General features: G+C 73.2%; 15 protein-coding genes. 5 read left to right on the top strand and 10 right to left on the bottom strand.

The genetic code is table 11. The annotated features are described in order from the left end of the window. Positions 1–64: 64 nt before the first annotated feature. Positions 65–1,165: a calcium:proton antiporter gene (locus tag GA0070620_RS07985; RefSeq protein ID WP_091589260.1), complete on the top strand. Its 1,101-nt coding sequence runs from the start codon at positions 65–67 to the stop codon at positions 1,163–1,165. Positions 1,166–1,227: 62 nt separating this feature from the next. On the opposite strand, the gene GA0070620_RS07980 is transcribed toward GA0070620_RS07985, so the two are convergent. The 4 genes from GA0070620_RS07980 to GA0070620_RS07965 all read right to left on the bottom strand — a co-directional run bounded on the left by GA0070620_RS07980 (position 1,228) and on the right by GA0070620_RS07965 (position 3,515). Beyond that, the gene (locus GA0070620_RS07980) at positions 1,228–2,466 is read right to left on the bottom strand and encodes an RNA polymerase sigma factor (RefSeq protein ID WP_091589259.1); all 1,239 of its coding nucleotides are present in this window, start codon (positions 2,464–2,466) and stop codon (positions 1,228–1,230) included. Between the two features lie 2 nt (positions 2,467–2,468). Next, the gene (locus GA0070620_RS07975; RefSeq protein WP_231922405.1) at positions 2,469–2,861 is read right to left on the bottom strand and encodes a YciI family protein; all 393 of its coding nucleotides are present in this window, start codon (positions 2,859–2,861) and stop codon (positions 2,469–2,471) included. 112 nt (positions 2,862–2,973) lie between these two features. Then, entirely contained in the window at positions 2,974–3,228 is a 255-nt protein-coding gene (locus GA0070620_RS07970) for a hypothetical protein (RefSeq protein ID WP_091589258.1), read from the bottom strand. Continuing rightward, complete coding sequence (locus tag GA0070620_RS07965) at positions 3,225–3,515, bottom strand: DivIVA domain-containing protein (protein ID WP_231922286.1); 291 nt, start codon at positions 3,513–3,515, stop codon at positions 3,225–3,227. Before GA0070620_RS07965 ends, GA0070620_RS07970 begins: the two co-directional genes overlap by 4 nt. A 207-nt stretch (positions 3,516–3,722) precedes the next feature. Here GA0070620_RS07965 and GA0070620_RS07960 point away from each other — a divergent pair, with 207 nt between their 5' ends. After that, positions 3,723–3,962 carry a winged helix-turn-helix domain-containing protein gene (locus GA0070620_RS07960; RefSeq protein ID WP_091589256.1) on the top strand — a complete coding sequence of 80 codons (240 nt, stop codon included), beginning with the start codon at positions 3,723–3,725 and terminating at the stop codon, positions 3,960–3,962. Between the two features lie 43 nt (positions 3,963–4,005). On the opposite strand, the gene GA0070620_RS07955 is transcribed toward GA0070620_RS07960, so the two are convergent. Then, positions 4,006–4,821 carry a class I SAM-dependent methyltransferase gene (locus GA0070620_RS07955; RefSeq protein WP_091589255.1) on the bottom strand — a complete coding sequence of 272 codons (816 nt, stop codon included), beginning with the start codon at positions 4,819–4,821 and terminating at the stop codon, positions 4,006–4,008. Positions 4,822–4,877: 56 nt separating this feature from the next. Here GA0070620_RS07955 and GA0070620_RS07950 point away from each other — a divergent pair, with 56 nt between their 5' ends. From GA0070620_RS07950 to GA0070620_RS07940, 3 genes are all read left to right on the top strand, one after another. Continuing rightward, positions 4,878–5,087, top strand: a complete 210-nt coding sequence (locus GA0070620_RS07950) for a hypothetical protein (protein ID WP_091589254.1) — start codon at positions 4,878–4,880, stop codon at positions 5,085–5,087. Between the two features lie 119 nt (positions 5,088–5,206). Then, positions 5,207–5,950 (top strand): neutral zinc metallopeptidase, encoded by a 744-nt coding sequence (locus tag GA0070620_RS07945; RefSeq protein ID WP_091589253.1) that lies wholly within the window; start codon positions 5,207–5,209, stop codon positions 5,948–5,950. A gap of 119 nt (positions 5,951–6,069) precedes the next feature. Beyond that, positions 6,070–6,723 (top strand): HAD family hydrolase, encoded by a 654-nt coding sequence (locus GA0070620_RS07940; protein WP_269456576.1) that lies wholly within the window; start codon positions 6,070–6,072, stop codon positions 6,721–6,723. A 54-nt stretch (positions 6,724–6,777) separates the two neighbouring features. Here GA0070620_RS07940 and GA0070620_RS07935 read toward each other — a convergent pair whose 3' ends face one another. The 5 genes from GA0070620_RS07935 to GA0070620_RS07915 form a co-directional block, all read right to left on the bottom strand. Then, on the bottom strand, positions 6,778–9,330 hold the full coding sequence (locus GA0070620_RS07935; protein WP_091589252.1) for an ABC transporter permease: 2,553 nt from the start codon (positions 9,328–9,330) through the stop codon (positions 6,778–6,780). Next, positions 9,330–10,097 (bottom strand): ABC transporter ATP-binding protein, encoded by a 768-nt coding sequence (locus tag GA0070620_RS07930; protein ID WP_091589251.1) that lies wholly within the window; start codon positions 10,095–10,097, stop codon positions 9,330–9,332. The genes GA0070620_RS07935 and GA0070620_RS07930 overlap by 1 nt, the downstream gene beginning before the upstream one ends. Positions 10,098–10,451: 354 nt before the next feature. Next, positions 10,452–11,132 carry a response regulator gene (locus GA0070620_RS07925; RefSeq protein ID WP_091589250.1) on the bottom strand — a complete coding sequence of 227 codons (681 nt, stop codon included), beginning with the start codon at positions 11,130–11,132 and terminating at the stop codon, positions 10,452–10,454. Next, complete coding sequence (locus GA0070620_RS07920; RefSeq protein WP_091589249.1) at positions 11,129–12,349, bottom strand: sensor histidine kinase; 1,221 nt, start codon at positions 12,347–12,349, stop codon at positions 11,129–11,131. The genes GA0070620_RS07925 and GA0070620_RS07920 overlap by 4 nt, the downstream gene beginning before the upstream one ends. Before the next feature lie 14 nt (positions 12,350–12,363). Next, entirely contained in the window at positions 12,364–13,416 is a 1,053-nt protein-coding gene (locus GA0070620_RS07915; RefSeq protein ID WP_172836362.1) for an IS110 family RNA-guided transposase, read from the bottom strand. Positions 13,417–13,466: the final 50 nt, after the last annotated feature.

Raw genomic sequence — 13,466 nt, 5'->3', positions numbered from 1 at the left:
TCGGTACGGAACTGACTCCGGCGGGCACTGGTCACATGATCGAATTTTCTGGCAGGGTTGGTAGATGGCCGCGCTGCTCCGATCCCGACTGACCGATTGGACCGTCTCCGTACCCCTGGTGGCCGTGCTGATCCTGGCCTTCACCTGGGGACGCGAACTTCCGGCGGTCGGCACGTTCGTGGTGGCCGCCTTCCTGGCCGGCGCGGTGCTCGCCGCCGTGCACCACGCGGAGGTCGTGGCCCACCGGGTGGGCGAGCCGTACGGGTCCCTGGTGCTGGCCGTCGCGGTCACCGTCATCGAGGTGGCGCTGATCGTCACACTCATGATCAGCGGCGGGGACAAGACCCAGGCGCTGGCCCGGGACACCGTCTTCGCCGCCGTCATGATCACCTGTAACGGCATCCTCGGGTTGTCCCTGCTCATCGGCACGCTGCGCCGGCAGGTGGCGAGCTTCAACCCGGAGGGCACCGGCGGTGCCCTGGCCACCGTGATCACCCTCGCCGCGCTCAGCCTCGTCCTGCCGACCTTCACCACCAGCCGGCCCGGCCCGGAGTTCAGCCCCGCCCAGTTGGGCTTCGCCGCGGCGGCGTCGCTCGCCCTCTACGGGCTGTTCGTCCTCGTGCAGACCGGCCGGCACCGCGACTACTTCCTGCCCGTCGACAGCCAGGGCCGGGTCATCGAACACGAGGAGCACGCCAAGCCCCCGTCGGGCCGGGCCGCCCTGCTCAGCCTCGGCCTGCTGCTGGTCGCGCTGGTGGCCGTGGTCGGCGACGCCAAGACCGTCTCCCCGGCGATCGAGGCGGGCGTCGCCGCCGCGAACCTGCCGCAGTCGTTCGTCGGTGTGGTCATCGCGCTGCTGGTGCTGCTACCCGAGACCCTCGCCGCGGGCCGGGCGGCCCGCCGCGACCGGGTGCAGATCAGCCTGAACCTGGCCCTCGGCTCGGCGATGGCCAGCATCGGCCTGACCATCCCCGCCATCGCGCTGGCCTCGATCTGGCTGGACGGCCCGCTGATGCTCGGCCTCGGCGGCACGCAACTGGTCCTCCTTACGCTCACCGCCATCACCGGTGTGCTCACGGTGGTGCCCGGGCGGGCCACCCTGTTGCAGGCCGGCGCCCACCTGGTGCTGCTCGCGTCGTTCGTCTTCCTCGCCGCCAGCCCCTGACGCGGCAGGCGGCGCTGCTCCGGGCGCCGCGACTGACGCACGAGCGGCCGACCGCACGCCGGTCAGTCGGCCAGCCGGTCCGCGCGGGCGTGCAGGTAGCGCTGCTGCGCCAGGTTCGTCGACCGACCGGCCGCCATCCGGTACGCGTCCCGTGCGGCGGCGTGGTCACCGACCAGCTCCAGCAGGTGCGCCCGGGCGGCGGGCAGCCGCGGGTCGTCGGCGAGCCGGCCGTCGGCGGTCAACCCGTCGAGCAGCGCCAACCCCGCCGGCGCGCCCCGGCTCATGGCCACCGCGACGGCATGGTTCAGCGCCACCACCGGACTGTCGGCGATCTCGCGCAGCACCTCGTAGAGGGCGGTGATCTGGGCCCAGTCCGTCTCGGCGGCGCTGGGCGCCTCGTCGTGGACGGCGGCGACGGCCGCCTGCACCTGGTACGGCCCGACCGGCCCCTCGGGCAGCGCGGCGGTCACCAGCGCGACCCCTTCGGCGATCTGGTCGGCCTTCCACCGGCGGCGGTCCTGCTCGGCCATCGGCACCAGCTCACCGTGCGGGCCGAGCCGGGCGGGCGCCCGCGCGTCGGTGAGCAGCATGAGCGCCAACAACCCGGTGACCTCCGGATCGTCGGGCAGCAGCCGGTGCACCAGCCGCGCCAACCGGATCGCCTCGGCCGCCAGGTCGGCGCGGAGCAGACCCGGCCCGGACGTCCGCGCGTACCCCTCGTTGAAGATCAGGTAGAGCACGTGCAGCACGGCCGCGAGCCGCGCCGGGAGTTCTGCCGCGGCCGGCAGTCGGAACGGCAGCCCGCTGTCCCGGATGCGCTGCTTGCCGCGGCTGATCCGCCGGGTCATCGTGGCCTCCGGCACGAGGAACGCCCGGGCCACCTCGGCCGTGCTCAGCCCGCCCACCGCGCGCAGGGTCAACGCGATCTGCGAGGCGGGGGAGAGCGCCGGATGGCAGCAGAGGAACAGCAGGATGAGGCTGTCGTCGCCGTCGGCCGGCGGCGCGTCGGCGCCGGGCGCCACCCGGTCGGCCGGCAGCACCCACCGGGCGACCCGGTCCTCCCGCCGGGCCCGCGCCTGCTCCCGGCGGAGCAGGTCGGTCAGCCGCCTGGCCGCGACCGCCACCAGCCAGGCCCGGGGATCGTCCGGTACGCCGTCGCGCGGCCAGGCCGTCGCGGCGGCGATCAGCGCCTCCTGGGTGGCGTCCTCGGCGGTGTCGAAGTGCCCGTAGCGGCGGACGAGGGCGCCGAGGACCCGCGGCGCGAGACCGCGCAGCAGCTCCTCGACGCTCTCCCCGCTCACCCTCAGCCGGCCAGGTCCTCGATGCCGTCGACGACCGGCCGCACGTCGACGTACTCGCCGGGCGCGTCCGGGTTGACGAACCCGGCGGCGATCTCGGTGGCCCGGTCGAAGCTGGCGCACTCCACGATTGTGTAGCCGGCGAGCACCTCCTGGGTCTCCGGGTAGGGGCCGTCGGTCACCACCGGAGCGCCGCCGGTCAGCTGCACCCGCCGCGCGTGGGCGGGCGCCGCCAGCCCCTGCGCGTCGACCAGCTCACCGGACTCCACCAACGCCTGGTGCGTCTTCTCCATGTGCGCGTGCATCGCCGCGACCTGCTCGGGCGTCATGGCCGGCCGGTCACCGGGCTGCCCGGACAGCGCGTCGTAGTCCCGTTGCGAGCCGTACAGCAGGATCATGTACTTCACGGTCTTCCCCTCCTCGCCGGCGCCGGCGGCGCCGCTCACCGGGGACGTCGAGGCCGCCCGACGATTCCGGACATCCCGCGACCCTAGTCCAGCACGTCGCCGGTCAGGGTCGAGAAGAACGTCGCCCGGGCGGGCCGGCGTGGTGCCGGAGACCCTCCGGTCGGACGTAGAGGTCGCGCTTGGCGGTCGCCTCGCCGCGACGGTTGAGCACGTAGCCGGTCAGCCAGATCCAGCCGGGGTACGTCGGCCGGTCGCCGACCGACACGACGCGGACGGTCAGGGCGCGGTCCCCGGCGAACTGCACCGAGGCGCGGCCGTCGACGATCACCAGGTCGCCGGGGGTGGGCAGCGCGGTCACCAGTGACCGGTGTTGTGGTGCTGCTGCGGTGGCCGGCACTCCCGCGCGTGCCTGGTCTGCCAGTCGCGCAGGGCCCGCTTGATGCGGTCGTTCTCCTGGCTGAGCAGCCGTACGGTCTCGGTGAGCGTGGTCAGTTCGTCGGCGACGCGGGCCTGGAACTCGCGTACCTCGTCGGGGTCGACGCCGCGCCGGCGCGCGGCGAACTCGCGGGTCCGCACCTCGTGCGGCGTCAACCGCCCCGGGTAACCGGCCGGGTAGGGCTGGCCGCCTCGATACACCTGAGCCACGACGACCCCTTCCAGCGGTACGAGAGCAGCGCGGTCCGGTCGGTCGGGACGGGCACACGCACCCGTCCCGACCAGGGGATTGAGCCGAACTCGTTGCCACGCGAGGAGCGGCCCGGAACCAACATAGCTAGATATGTCAGATGAGTCAACGTGGCTTGTTAGGCGCGTCGCGGTGTGATCGAATCGGATCGCCACGCGAGGAGTGCCATGCGAGAAGTGCCGGATTACTGGCGCATCGCCGATGATGTGATCGCCGACGTCAGGACCAAGAAGGTGAAGCCGGGGGACAGGCTGCCCTCGATCGCCGAGCTACGACAGCGCTACGACGTCAGCCACGGCACTGTCCAGATGGCCTACGCCCGGCTGGAGGCGTTGCGGGTGATCCGACGGCAGCAGGGCAAGGGTGTCTTCGTGACCGATCCGAAGACCTGGATGCGGGAGCCGTAGACGACGGTCGTCCGGGCCGCCGACGTGTCGCGGCGCGAACGAGTCAGGGGCACCCGACCCGGCCCCAGCCGAGCAGGGCGGCGGTGGGCAGGGCCAGCAACCCGTCCGCGTCGAGGTGGTCGGCGGTCAGCCGGTCGTACTCCTCACGGACCCGCCGACACAGCGCGTCCGGCGCGTCCGCCAGCAGGTGCCCGAGGTGCCCGATGCCGTTGGCCGGCCCGGCCCACCAGTCCTCCGGATCGGCGCGGTGCACCCAGGAAAGGGTCTCGCACCGAACGGCGTCCAATCCCGCGCCCCGCAGCAGACCGACGATCCCGTCCGGCGTGCGGGCCACGTTCTTCGCGTCGGCCACCCGGGGCAGGTCCGGTCGCGGCGGCCCGCCGGCGGCTTCGTAGACCCGGCCCCAGAGCTGCTGCAGCGGCGGCTGCGGGTGCGGCCAGAGCGTCACGGCGACGTGCCCGCCCGGGCGGACGACCCGGCGCAGTTCGGCCACCGCGGCGGCCGGATCGCCGACGTGGTTCACCACGAAGTTCGCCACCGCCGCGTCGAAGGCGGCGGCCGGGAACGGCAGCCGGGGCAGCGCGGCCAGCGCACACCGCCCCTCCAGGCCCGACTTGCGCGCCCACGAGACCATGCTGGGCTCCGCGTCGACGGCGGTCACCGCCGCGCCGCGCCCCGCCGCCAGCGCCGCGACCGTGCCGGGCCCGGTGCCCACGTCCAGCAGCCGCGCGCCGGCCCGCGCGCCCGCCGCGTCCAGCAGCGCGTCCGCCGGGTACGCGCACAGCCGCGCGAAACTGCCCACGTACGCCTCGGCGCGTCCCGCCCACCGGCGCCGCTCGTGTTCGTCGAAGCTCGTCATGCCCGGCGACCCTAGTCGCACCGCTCCGGCGAGCGCGCCCCTTCTACCGTGGGCACATGTCCGCGTGGATGGTGCTCGGGATCGTGGCCCTGCTTCTGGTCGGCGGGTTCGCGTACGTCGGCTGGCGCGACCGCGACCGGCTGTCGTCCCGTGACGACGACCTGGCCGCCCGCGACGCCCGGGCCGCCCAGCAGCGGCACGAGATCCAGCGGCACCAGTCGCAGGCCGACACGTGGCAGTCCGGCCGCAACGAGGGTGGCTTCTGAGCCGACCGGCGGGGCCGGGGGCTGAACCGGCCGGTCCGTGCGGCCGTAGGGAAGATCGCATGGCGTACGCGCCGACGGGGTAGAGCGTCGGGCAGCGCCGGGAGCCGGGGAGGGCAACTGTGGGGACACGCTCGGTACGTCATTCTCGTGCGTCACTCGCCGGTCTGCTGGCGGCGCTGCTCGTCTCGGCCGGCTGCTTCGTCGGCGGGGTGTCCGAGCCGTCGGGGCCCGAACCGGGGGCGGACCGCCCGGCGCGCTCGGCCGACCCGTCGGTGACCCGGGCCGACGGCACCACCAGCGTGGCGGAGTTCGCCGACGACGTCGCCGCCGCGCAGGCAGTGGCCGAGCGCTACTGGGCGGCCCGGTTCCGGGAGTCGGGGCAGCGGTTCCAGCCGATCCGGCGGATCACCCCCTACCAGCGGTCCGGGGAGGTCTCCTGCGGTGGGCAGCCGCTGCCGCGCAACAACGCGGTCTACTGCTCGCAGGGCGACTTCATCGCCTACGACGTCACCTGGTCGGTGGCCGCGTTCCGGCAGGTCGGTGATGCGTTCGTGTTCTACCTGCTCGGCCACGAGTACGCACACGGCATCCAGGTGCGCCTCGGCATCCGCTACGACTTCACCATCCAGCAGGAGTTGCAGGCCGACTGCATGGCCGGCGCCTACCTGGGGGACTCGGTGCGCTCCGGCGACCTGACGCTGGAGGACGGCGACCTGGAGGAGTTCCGGGAGGGGCTGGCCGCGGTGGGGGACGACCCGGACCAGCCGTGGTTCGCGGAGGGGTCGCACGGCACCGCCGAGCAGCGCACGGACTCGTTCTTCCGCGGGTACGAGCAGTCGCTGGCGGTGTGCGGCCTCGGCTGACGTTGGCGTGGGTCACCCCGGCCGACGCCGGGGTGAGCGGCCCGACCCGGCCCTGAGAGGATCCGCCCATGCAGGCCACCACACTCGCGGACCAGTTGCAGCGCCGTCACCCCGCCGCCGTGTTGTTCGACATGGACGGCACGCTCGTCGACAGCGAGAAGCTGTGGGCGGTGGCGCTGCGGGAGTTGGCCGCCCGGTACGGCGGGGCGCTGTCCGAGGAGACCCGCAAGGCGATCATCGGTACCAGCATGGCCGACTCGATGCGGATGCTGCACGACGCCCTGGGCCAGCCGGAGCGGGACCCGGCGGTGAGCGCGGCCTGGATCAACGCCCGCATCCTGGAGCTGTTCCGCACCGGGCTGAGCTGGCGCCCCGGCGCGCTGGCGCTGCTGCAGGCGGTCCGCGACGCGGCCATCCCCACCGCCCTCGTCACGTCCAGCGGCCGACCCCTGGTGGAGGTCGCCCTGGACACGCTGGGCCGGGACAGCTTCGACGTCGTGGTGTGCGGCGACGAGGTGGAGGCGGGCAAGCCGCACCCCGAGCCGTACCTGACCGCCGCCCGGCTGCTGGGCGTGCCGATCGAGCGGTGCGTGGCGATCGAGGACTCGGCGACCGGGGTGGCCAGCGCCGTCGCCGCCGGTGCCGCCGTGCTGGCCGTACCGGCCGAGGTGCCGCTGCCGGTCACGGAGGGCGTACACCAGTTGGAGAGCCTCACCGCGGCGGACCTGGAGTTGCTCGCCGCGCTGCTGGACCGGCGCTCGGCCGCCCGCTGAGACGCGGCGAGGGGCCCCGCCGGACGGCGGGACCCCTCGTGACCGCTTCGCCGGTCAGTCGTGGGCGATGGCGCCCAGGACGTTGATCCGGGCGGCCCGGATCGCGGGCAGGACCGCCGCGATCACGCCGACGAGCGCGGCGAGACCGAGGAAGATCCCCATCTGCGACCAGGGCAGGATCAGGTCGGTGATCCCCTCGTCCTTGAGCGCCTCGACCACCGCGGCGCCGAGGCCGGTGCCTACGGCGACGCCGAGCAGCGCCCCGAACACCGAGATCACCACCGCCTCCACGGTGATCATCCGCATGGTCTGCGCCCGACGCAGGCCGATCGCCCGCAGCAGACCCAGCTCGCGGGTGCGTTCCAGCACCGACAGCGCCAGCGTGTTGATGATGCCGAGCACCGCGATCACGATGGCCAGCGCCAACAGGATCTGGATCATCGTGAGCAGCCCGTCGAGCTGCCCGGTCTGCTGGTCGATGAACGCGTCCCGGTCGGCCACCGACACCTCGGGGGAGTCGGCGAGCAGCGACTCCACCTGCGGCTGCACGGCCGCGACGGACGCGCCCGGGGCCAGCTGGATGAAGCCCTGGATCGGCTGCGGGATGCTGAAGTCGCGGGCCGCCTCCGGCGGGAGCACCACCGGGTTGGTCAGCTGGGTGCTCTCGTAGATGCCGCTGACCGTGTAGGTCCGCGCGTCACCCCGGGACAGCTGCACCGGCACGGTGGAGCCGACGGACAGCCCGCGGGCCTTCGCCGTGTCCGAGCTGAGCAGCATCTGGTCCGGGGCGAGCCGGTCGATGTCGCCGGCCGTGGGTCGCGCCCCGAAGATCTGCCGCAGCGCGGCCACGTTGCTGCTGGACGCTACCCAGGTGCGTTCCCCGCCGACCACGGCCATGTCGCCGTACTCGCCGTCGACCAGTCGGACGCCGGGGATCGCCGCCGCCCGCTGCAGCACCGCCGGGTCGAAGCTCGGCGGACGTGGACCGCTCTGCACCCCGGAGATGACCAGCTCCGCCTTGATGGTGTCCTGGGCGAGCTTGCCGATACTGCCCTTCGCCGAGTCGAGGATCACCGTCACGCCGGTGACCAGGGCGATGCCGACCATCAGCGCGGCCGCGGTGATCGCCGTCCGGCGCGGGTTGCGACCCGAGTTCAGCCGGCCCAGCTTGCCCGGCACCGACCAGGCGAAGATCGCGCCGAGCAGGCTCACCACCGGCTTGCTGATCAGCGGGGTCAGCAGCGCCACCCCGATGAAGGCGAACAGCACCCCGGCCAGGATCGTCACGAGGGTGTTGTCCCCGGCGTTGCCGCTCAGGCCGAGGAAGAGCAGCACCGCCCCGACCGCGGTGACCAGCCCGCCCGCCACCGTGATCTTGGTGAGTGGCCGGTCCGGGGTGGCCACGTCCTGCATCGCCGCGATCGGCGGGATCCGCGACGCCCGTAGCGCCGGCAGCAGCGCCGCCACCACCGTGATGATCAGGCCGACGGCGAACGCGCCGACGACCGCGGCGGCCGGTACGCCGAGACCCGCGAGGCTGAGGCCGCCGGCGAACTTGCCGAACAGCCACGCCAGCAGCGCGCCGATGCCGATGCCAGCGGCGAGGCCGAGCACCGAGGCGATCAGGCCGACCGCGATGGCCTCCAGCACCACCGAACCGATGATCTGCCGACGGCTGGCGCCGATCGACCGCATCAGCGCCAGCTCACGGGTGCGCTGCGCCACGACGATGGAGAAGGTGTTGAGGATCAGGAACGTGCCGACCAGCAGCGCGACCGCGGCGAAGCCCAGCAGGATCCGGTTGAAGAAGGACAGCGCCTCCTTGAAACCCTCGGCCGCCTCCGTGGAGAGCTGCTCGCCGGTCTTCACCACGAACCCGTCGCCCACCGCGCCGGCCACCGCGTCCCGCAGCGAGTCGTCGGACACCCCACCGGCGGCCTTCACGGTCACGCTGTTGAACGTGTCCGGCTCGCCCAGCATCAGCCGCTGCGCCACCGGCGTGGTGAACATGATCTCGTTGGCGCCGCCGATCGAGTCCCGGTCGCCGCTGTAGCCGAAGATCCCGACGATCGTGAAGTCCTGCTTCGGCGACATCGGCGTCAGCACGCCCACGCGCTCGCCGAGCGCCACCTTCCCGGCGGTCGCCAGCCCCTTGTTGATCACGATCTCGTTGTCGGCCCGCGGCTCCCGCCCCTCGCGCAGCCGCACCAGGTCCGACTCGCCGGTCCAGTTCTCGCCCAGCTGCGGCGGACCGAACGAGGCGACGGCCTTGCCGTTGCTGCCGATCAACCGCGCACCGTCGGCGGCGACCACACCGGTGGCCTCGGCCACCCCGGGCACCGCCCGGACCTTCTCCACCGTGGCCGCGGCGAACGGCGGCGCGGTCTGCTCGCCCTCCATCTCCGACAGCGCGATCTTCGGCTTGGCGGCGACGTTCACGTCCACGCCCTCGTACGCGTCGGCGAAGATCGCGTCGAACGAGCGGCCCAGCGTGTCGGTGAGCACGAACGCGCCGGAGACGAACATGACCCCCAGCACGACCGCCAGTCCGGAGAGGACGAGCCGCAGCTTACGGGCCAGCAGGCTCTTCAGGGTCGCCCGGAACATCAGCCGTTCACCTCGGCCGGGGCGTCCAGCTTCTTCATCGTGTCCAGCACCGTCTCGGCCGTCGGCTCGATCAGCTCCGACACGATCTGCCCGTCGGCGAGGAAGACCACCCGGTCGGCGTACGCGGCGGCGGTCGGGTCGTGGGTGACCATGACGATCGTCTGGCCGTGCTCGCGCACCGAGTTGCGCAGGAAGTTGAGCACCTCCGCGCCGGAGCGGGAGTCCAGGTTGCCGGTCGGCTCGTCGGCGAAGATCACCTCGGGGCGGGAGACCAGCGCCCGCGCGCAGGCGACGCGCTGCTGCTGCCCGCCGGAGAGCTGCGCCGGCCGGTGGTCCAGCCGGTCCCGCAGGCCGACCGTGTCGATCACCGTGTCGTACCACGCCGGGTCCGGCTTGCGCCCGGCGATCGACAGGGGGAGCAGGATGTTCTCCTTCGCCGTCAGCGTCGGCAGCAGGTTGAACTGCTGGAAGATGAAGCCCACCTTGTCCCGGCGCAGCTTGGTCAGCCCGGCGTCGCCGAGGCCGGTGACCGCGGTCTCGCCGATCGACACCGTCCCCCGCGTCACCGTGTCCAGACCCGCCAGGCAGTGCATGAGCGTCGACTTGCCGGACCCGGACGGGCCCATGATCGCGGTGAACCGGCCCCGCTCGAACTCCGCGGTCACCCCCCGCAGCGCGACGACCTGCGCCTCACCGCTGCCGTACACCTTCCACACGTCGCTCGCCCGGGCCGCGGCCTGCGCCTGCTGGCCTACCGTCGCGGTCACGTCGTCTCCTCTTCCGTCTGTCCGAATCCGCACCGCCCCCGCTGGTCCGGCGCGACCTCACCCATCGTCCGTGCTCCCCGGCCCGGTTCCCTCCGCCTTCGGGCGGAACCGGTGCGGATTTCCGCGCTGCGGGTGCCCCCCATCCCGGCTCAGGGTTGACCCTGACCGGCACCCCGTCGACCGGTTATTTCGGCCACCGGACAGACACCCCTGGCCCGACGCTAGGAGCTGACGCCACGTGAGGGTCAACCGCGTCAGGCCGTCTGCGGTCACGGTAGGTGACGACGGCAACCGCGCCGTCGGACCACGGAGGGATCCACGCGTACGCCCGGGGAGGTAGCCGGGACCGTCCCGCTACGCCCCGGGGCGGACCAGACCCGTCTCGTACGCGAGCACGACCGCCTGCACGCGGTCGCGCAGCCCGAGCTTGGTGAGCACATGTCCCACGTGGGTCTTGATGGTGGTCTCGCTCACCGACAGGGCGGCGGCGATCTCGGCGTTGGACAGCCCACGGGCCACCTGCACCAGCACCTCCCGCTCCCGCTCGGTCAGCACACCGAGCGACCTCGGCGGTGCCGCCGCCGGGTCGGGCAGCACGTCGGCGAAGCGGTCCAGCAGGCGCTTCAGGATGCGCGGGGCCACCACCGCCTCCCCGGCGGCGACGGTCCGGATCGCGGTCACCAGGTCCTCCGCCGGGACGTCCTTCGCCAGGAACCCGCTCGCCCCGGCGCGCAGCGCCCCCACCACGTACTCGTCGAGGTCGAAGGTGGTCAGGATCAGCACCCGCACGGGCAGCCGGGCGTCGACGATCGCGCGCGTGGCGGTCACCCCGTCCATCCGCGGCATCCGGATGTCCATCAGCACCACGTCGGGCAGCAGCCGGCGGGACAGGTCCACCGCCTCCACCCCGTCACCGGCCTCCGCCACGATGTCCAGGTCCTCCTCCGCCCCGAGGACCATCCGGAAACCGGTGCGCAGCAGCGGCTGGTCGTCGGCGAGTAGGACGCGCACCGGCCGTGCCGCCCGATCGGTCATCTCGTCTCCCGTCCCGCCGGTCCCGCCACGACCGGCCCCGGCTGCTCCTCCACCGGGATCCTCGCGTACACCCGGAAGCCCCCGCCGGCCCGCGCGCCGGTCCGCAGGACACCACCGTAGAGCGCCACCCGCTCCCGCATGCCCACCAGGCCGTGACCCACCCGCTCCCCGTCCGGCCGCGGCCCCCGCCCGGTGTCGGTCACCTCCACCTCCAGCGCCGCGGGCCCGTACGTCAGCCGCACCTCGGCCGTCGCCGTCCCCGCGTGCTTGAGCGCGTTGGTCAGCGCCTCCTGCACGATCCGGTAGACGGCGAGCGCCACGCCCTCCTCCAGCACGCCGGGTGTGCCCTCGACGTGCAGCGTCACCGGCAGGCCCGCCTCGCGTACCTGCTCGGTGAGGCCGTCGATGCCGGCGAGCCCCGGCTGCGGGGCGAGGTCGTCGACCGGCTCGGTGTCGGTACGCAGCACGTCCAGCAGCCGGCGCAGTTCCCGCAGCGCCGCCCGACCGGTCTCCTCGACGGTGGCGATGACCTCCTCCGCGGCGTCCGGGTCACGGCGCAGCACCCGACGCGCCCCGGTGGCCAGCACCCCCATCACGCTCACGTGGTGCGCCACCACGTCGTGCAACTCCCGCGCGATGCGGCGACGCTCGTCCGCGACCGCCTGAGCGGCCAGCGCGCGCTGCCGCTCCTCCGCCACCCGGGCCCGCTCCCGCAGCGCCCGGGTCGCCGCCCGACGGGCGTGCACGATCCGGCCCACCGCGTACGACAGCAGACCGATCAGCAGGTTGTTCAGCACCAGGTAGCCGGGGGCGACCGCGAGCGCCCCGTCCGGCGGGGCGAGCAGGCTGGCCACCAGGACCGGCAGCCACAGCAGCGCCGCGGCCAGCGCCGCCGACCGGGCCGGCCGGCCCGCCGCCAGCGTGTACGTCAGCACGGCGAACGCGAGCCCCTGCGCCGTCGTGCCGGTGCCGGTCAGCGCCGGCACCGCCAACGTCGCCACCGCCACGCCGACCGCCGGCCAGGGCGCCACCCGGCGCAGCGCCACCGGGACCGCGCTGAGCGCGCTCCAGCCGAGCATCGCCGGCAGCCCTCGCGGCCACAGCTCGCGCGGGGTGAGCAGGACGAACACCAGCTCCAGAGCCACCAGGCCGGCGGCGAGCAACGCGTCGGCGGCCAGCGGGTGCCGGCGCAGCAACCCGATCGGGCCCTCGGTCATACGTTGCTCCTATGTCAAGCCGCTGCCGGAAGCACGTCCGGCGTGACTGGTTGTTGATCTTTGAGTAGGTTGAAGACGATGCGGGCGAGTCGGCGTTTCAGTGCTCTGAGGGCTTCCATGGTGGTGTCGCCGTTCTCGCGTCGTTGCTGGTAGTAGGCCCGGCCCAGGCCGTCGAGACGGATCTGGGTGACCGCGATGCGGTGCAGGGCGGCGTTGAGTTGCCGGTTGCCACCGCGAGCCAGTCGGTGCCGGTTGATGCGTCCCGAGCTGGCAGGGATCGGAGCGGCGCCAGCGTGCATCGCGAAACACGCCTCGGACCGGAACCGGGTGACGTTCGCGGTTTCCCCCACGATCTTCGCCGCCGTCAAGGCCCCCGCGCCGGGCAAGGCGAGCAACGCGGGCGCGATGCGTCGGACCCTGGTGGTGATCTCGGCTTCGAGGGCGTTGATCCGGGCGGTAAGCGCGCGGATGTCGGCCAGCAACTCGCCAGCCAGCCGGGTCACCACCGTGGTCGGCTGTTCGGTGAGCCAGTCGGTGAGCCGGTCCAGCACGACGAGCCGGTCCAGGCCCCGCGCCGGGATATCGAGTTCCGGGTCGAGTTCGTGCAGGTGCCACCGCAGCCGGTTCTGTATCCGGGTCCGTTCACCGACCAGATCCTCCCGGTGATCCACCAGCAGCCGCAGGTCCCGGGACACATCGTCGTGCTCGGCGACCGGCAGGTCCGGTTCCCGCAGCGCCGCCCGAGCGATCGCGAGCGCGTCGATCGGGTCGGACTTGCCGCGGGTGCGAGCGCTGCCACGGACACCAGCCATCAGCTTCGGCGGCACCCGCACCACCCGTTCCCCCGCGGCCAGCAGAGCCCGTTCCAGCCGAGCCGACACATGCCGGCAGTCCTCGACCGCCCAGACCCGCTCATCGGGGAACTGCCGCCTGGCCCATCCGAGCAGCTGCCGATGCCCGGCATCGGTCGCCCGGACCACACGTTCACCGACCTTGCGAGCAGCCTGATCGGCACCGACGACCGTGTGAGTGTCCTTGTGGACATCAACTCCCAGCACCACCACCATGGGTGACGTCACCTCTCTTCGCAGGAGACGGGGACGGCTGGGCCGGCCGG

The sequence above is a fragment of the Micromonospora krabiensis genome (assembly GCF_900091425.1).
Classification (GTDB): domain Bacteria; phylum Actinomycetota; class Actinomycetes; order Mycobacteriales; family Micromonosporaceae; genus Micromonospora; species Micromonospora krabiensis.
This window is presented reverse-complemented; position numbering and strand designations above follow the sequence as displayed.

Bases quoted from the DNA above. Each gene is read 5' to 3' on its own strand.
- GA0070620_RS07985 (WP_091589260.1), top strand. From the start codon at position 65: ATGGCCGCGCTGCTCCGATCCCGACTGACCGATTGGACCGTCTCCGTA.
- GA0070620_RS07975 (WP_231922405.1), bottom strand. From the start codon at position 2,861: ATGATCCTGCTGTACGGCTCGCAACGGGACTACGACGCGCTGTCCGGG.
- GA0070620_RS07960 (WP_091589256.1), top strand. From the start codon at position 3,723: ATGCGAGAAGTGCCGGATTACTGGCGCATCGCCGATGATGTGATCGCC.
- GA0070620_RS07955 (WP_091589255.1), bottom strand. From the start codon at position 4,821: ATGACGAGCTTCGACGAACACGAGCGGCGCCGGTGGGCGGGACGCGCC.
- GA0070620_RS07950 (WP_091589254.1), top strand. From the start codon at position 4,878: ATGTCCGCGTGGATGGTGCTCGGGATCGTGGCCCTGCTTCTGGTCGGC.
- GA0070620_RS07935 (WP_091589252.1), bottom strand. From the start codon at position 9,330: ATGTTCCGGGCGACCCTGAAGAGCCTGCTGGCCCGTAAGCTGCGGCTC.
- GA0070620_RS07925 (WP_091589250.1), bottom strand. From the start codon at position 11,132: ATGACCGATCGGGCGGCACGGCCGGTGCGCGTCCTACTCGCCGACGAC.
- GA0070620_RS07920 (WP_091589249.1), bottom strand. From the start codon at position 12,349: ATGACCGAGGGCCCGATCGGGTTGCTGCGCCGGCACCCGCTGGCCGCC.
- GA0070620_RS07915 (WP_172836362.1), bottom strand. From the start codon at position 13,416: ATGGTGGTGGTGCTGGGAGTTGATGTCCACAAGGACACTCACACGGTC.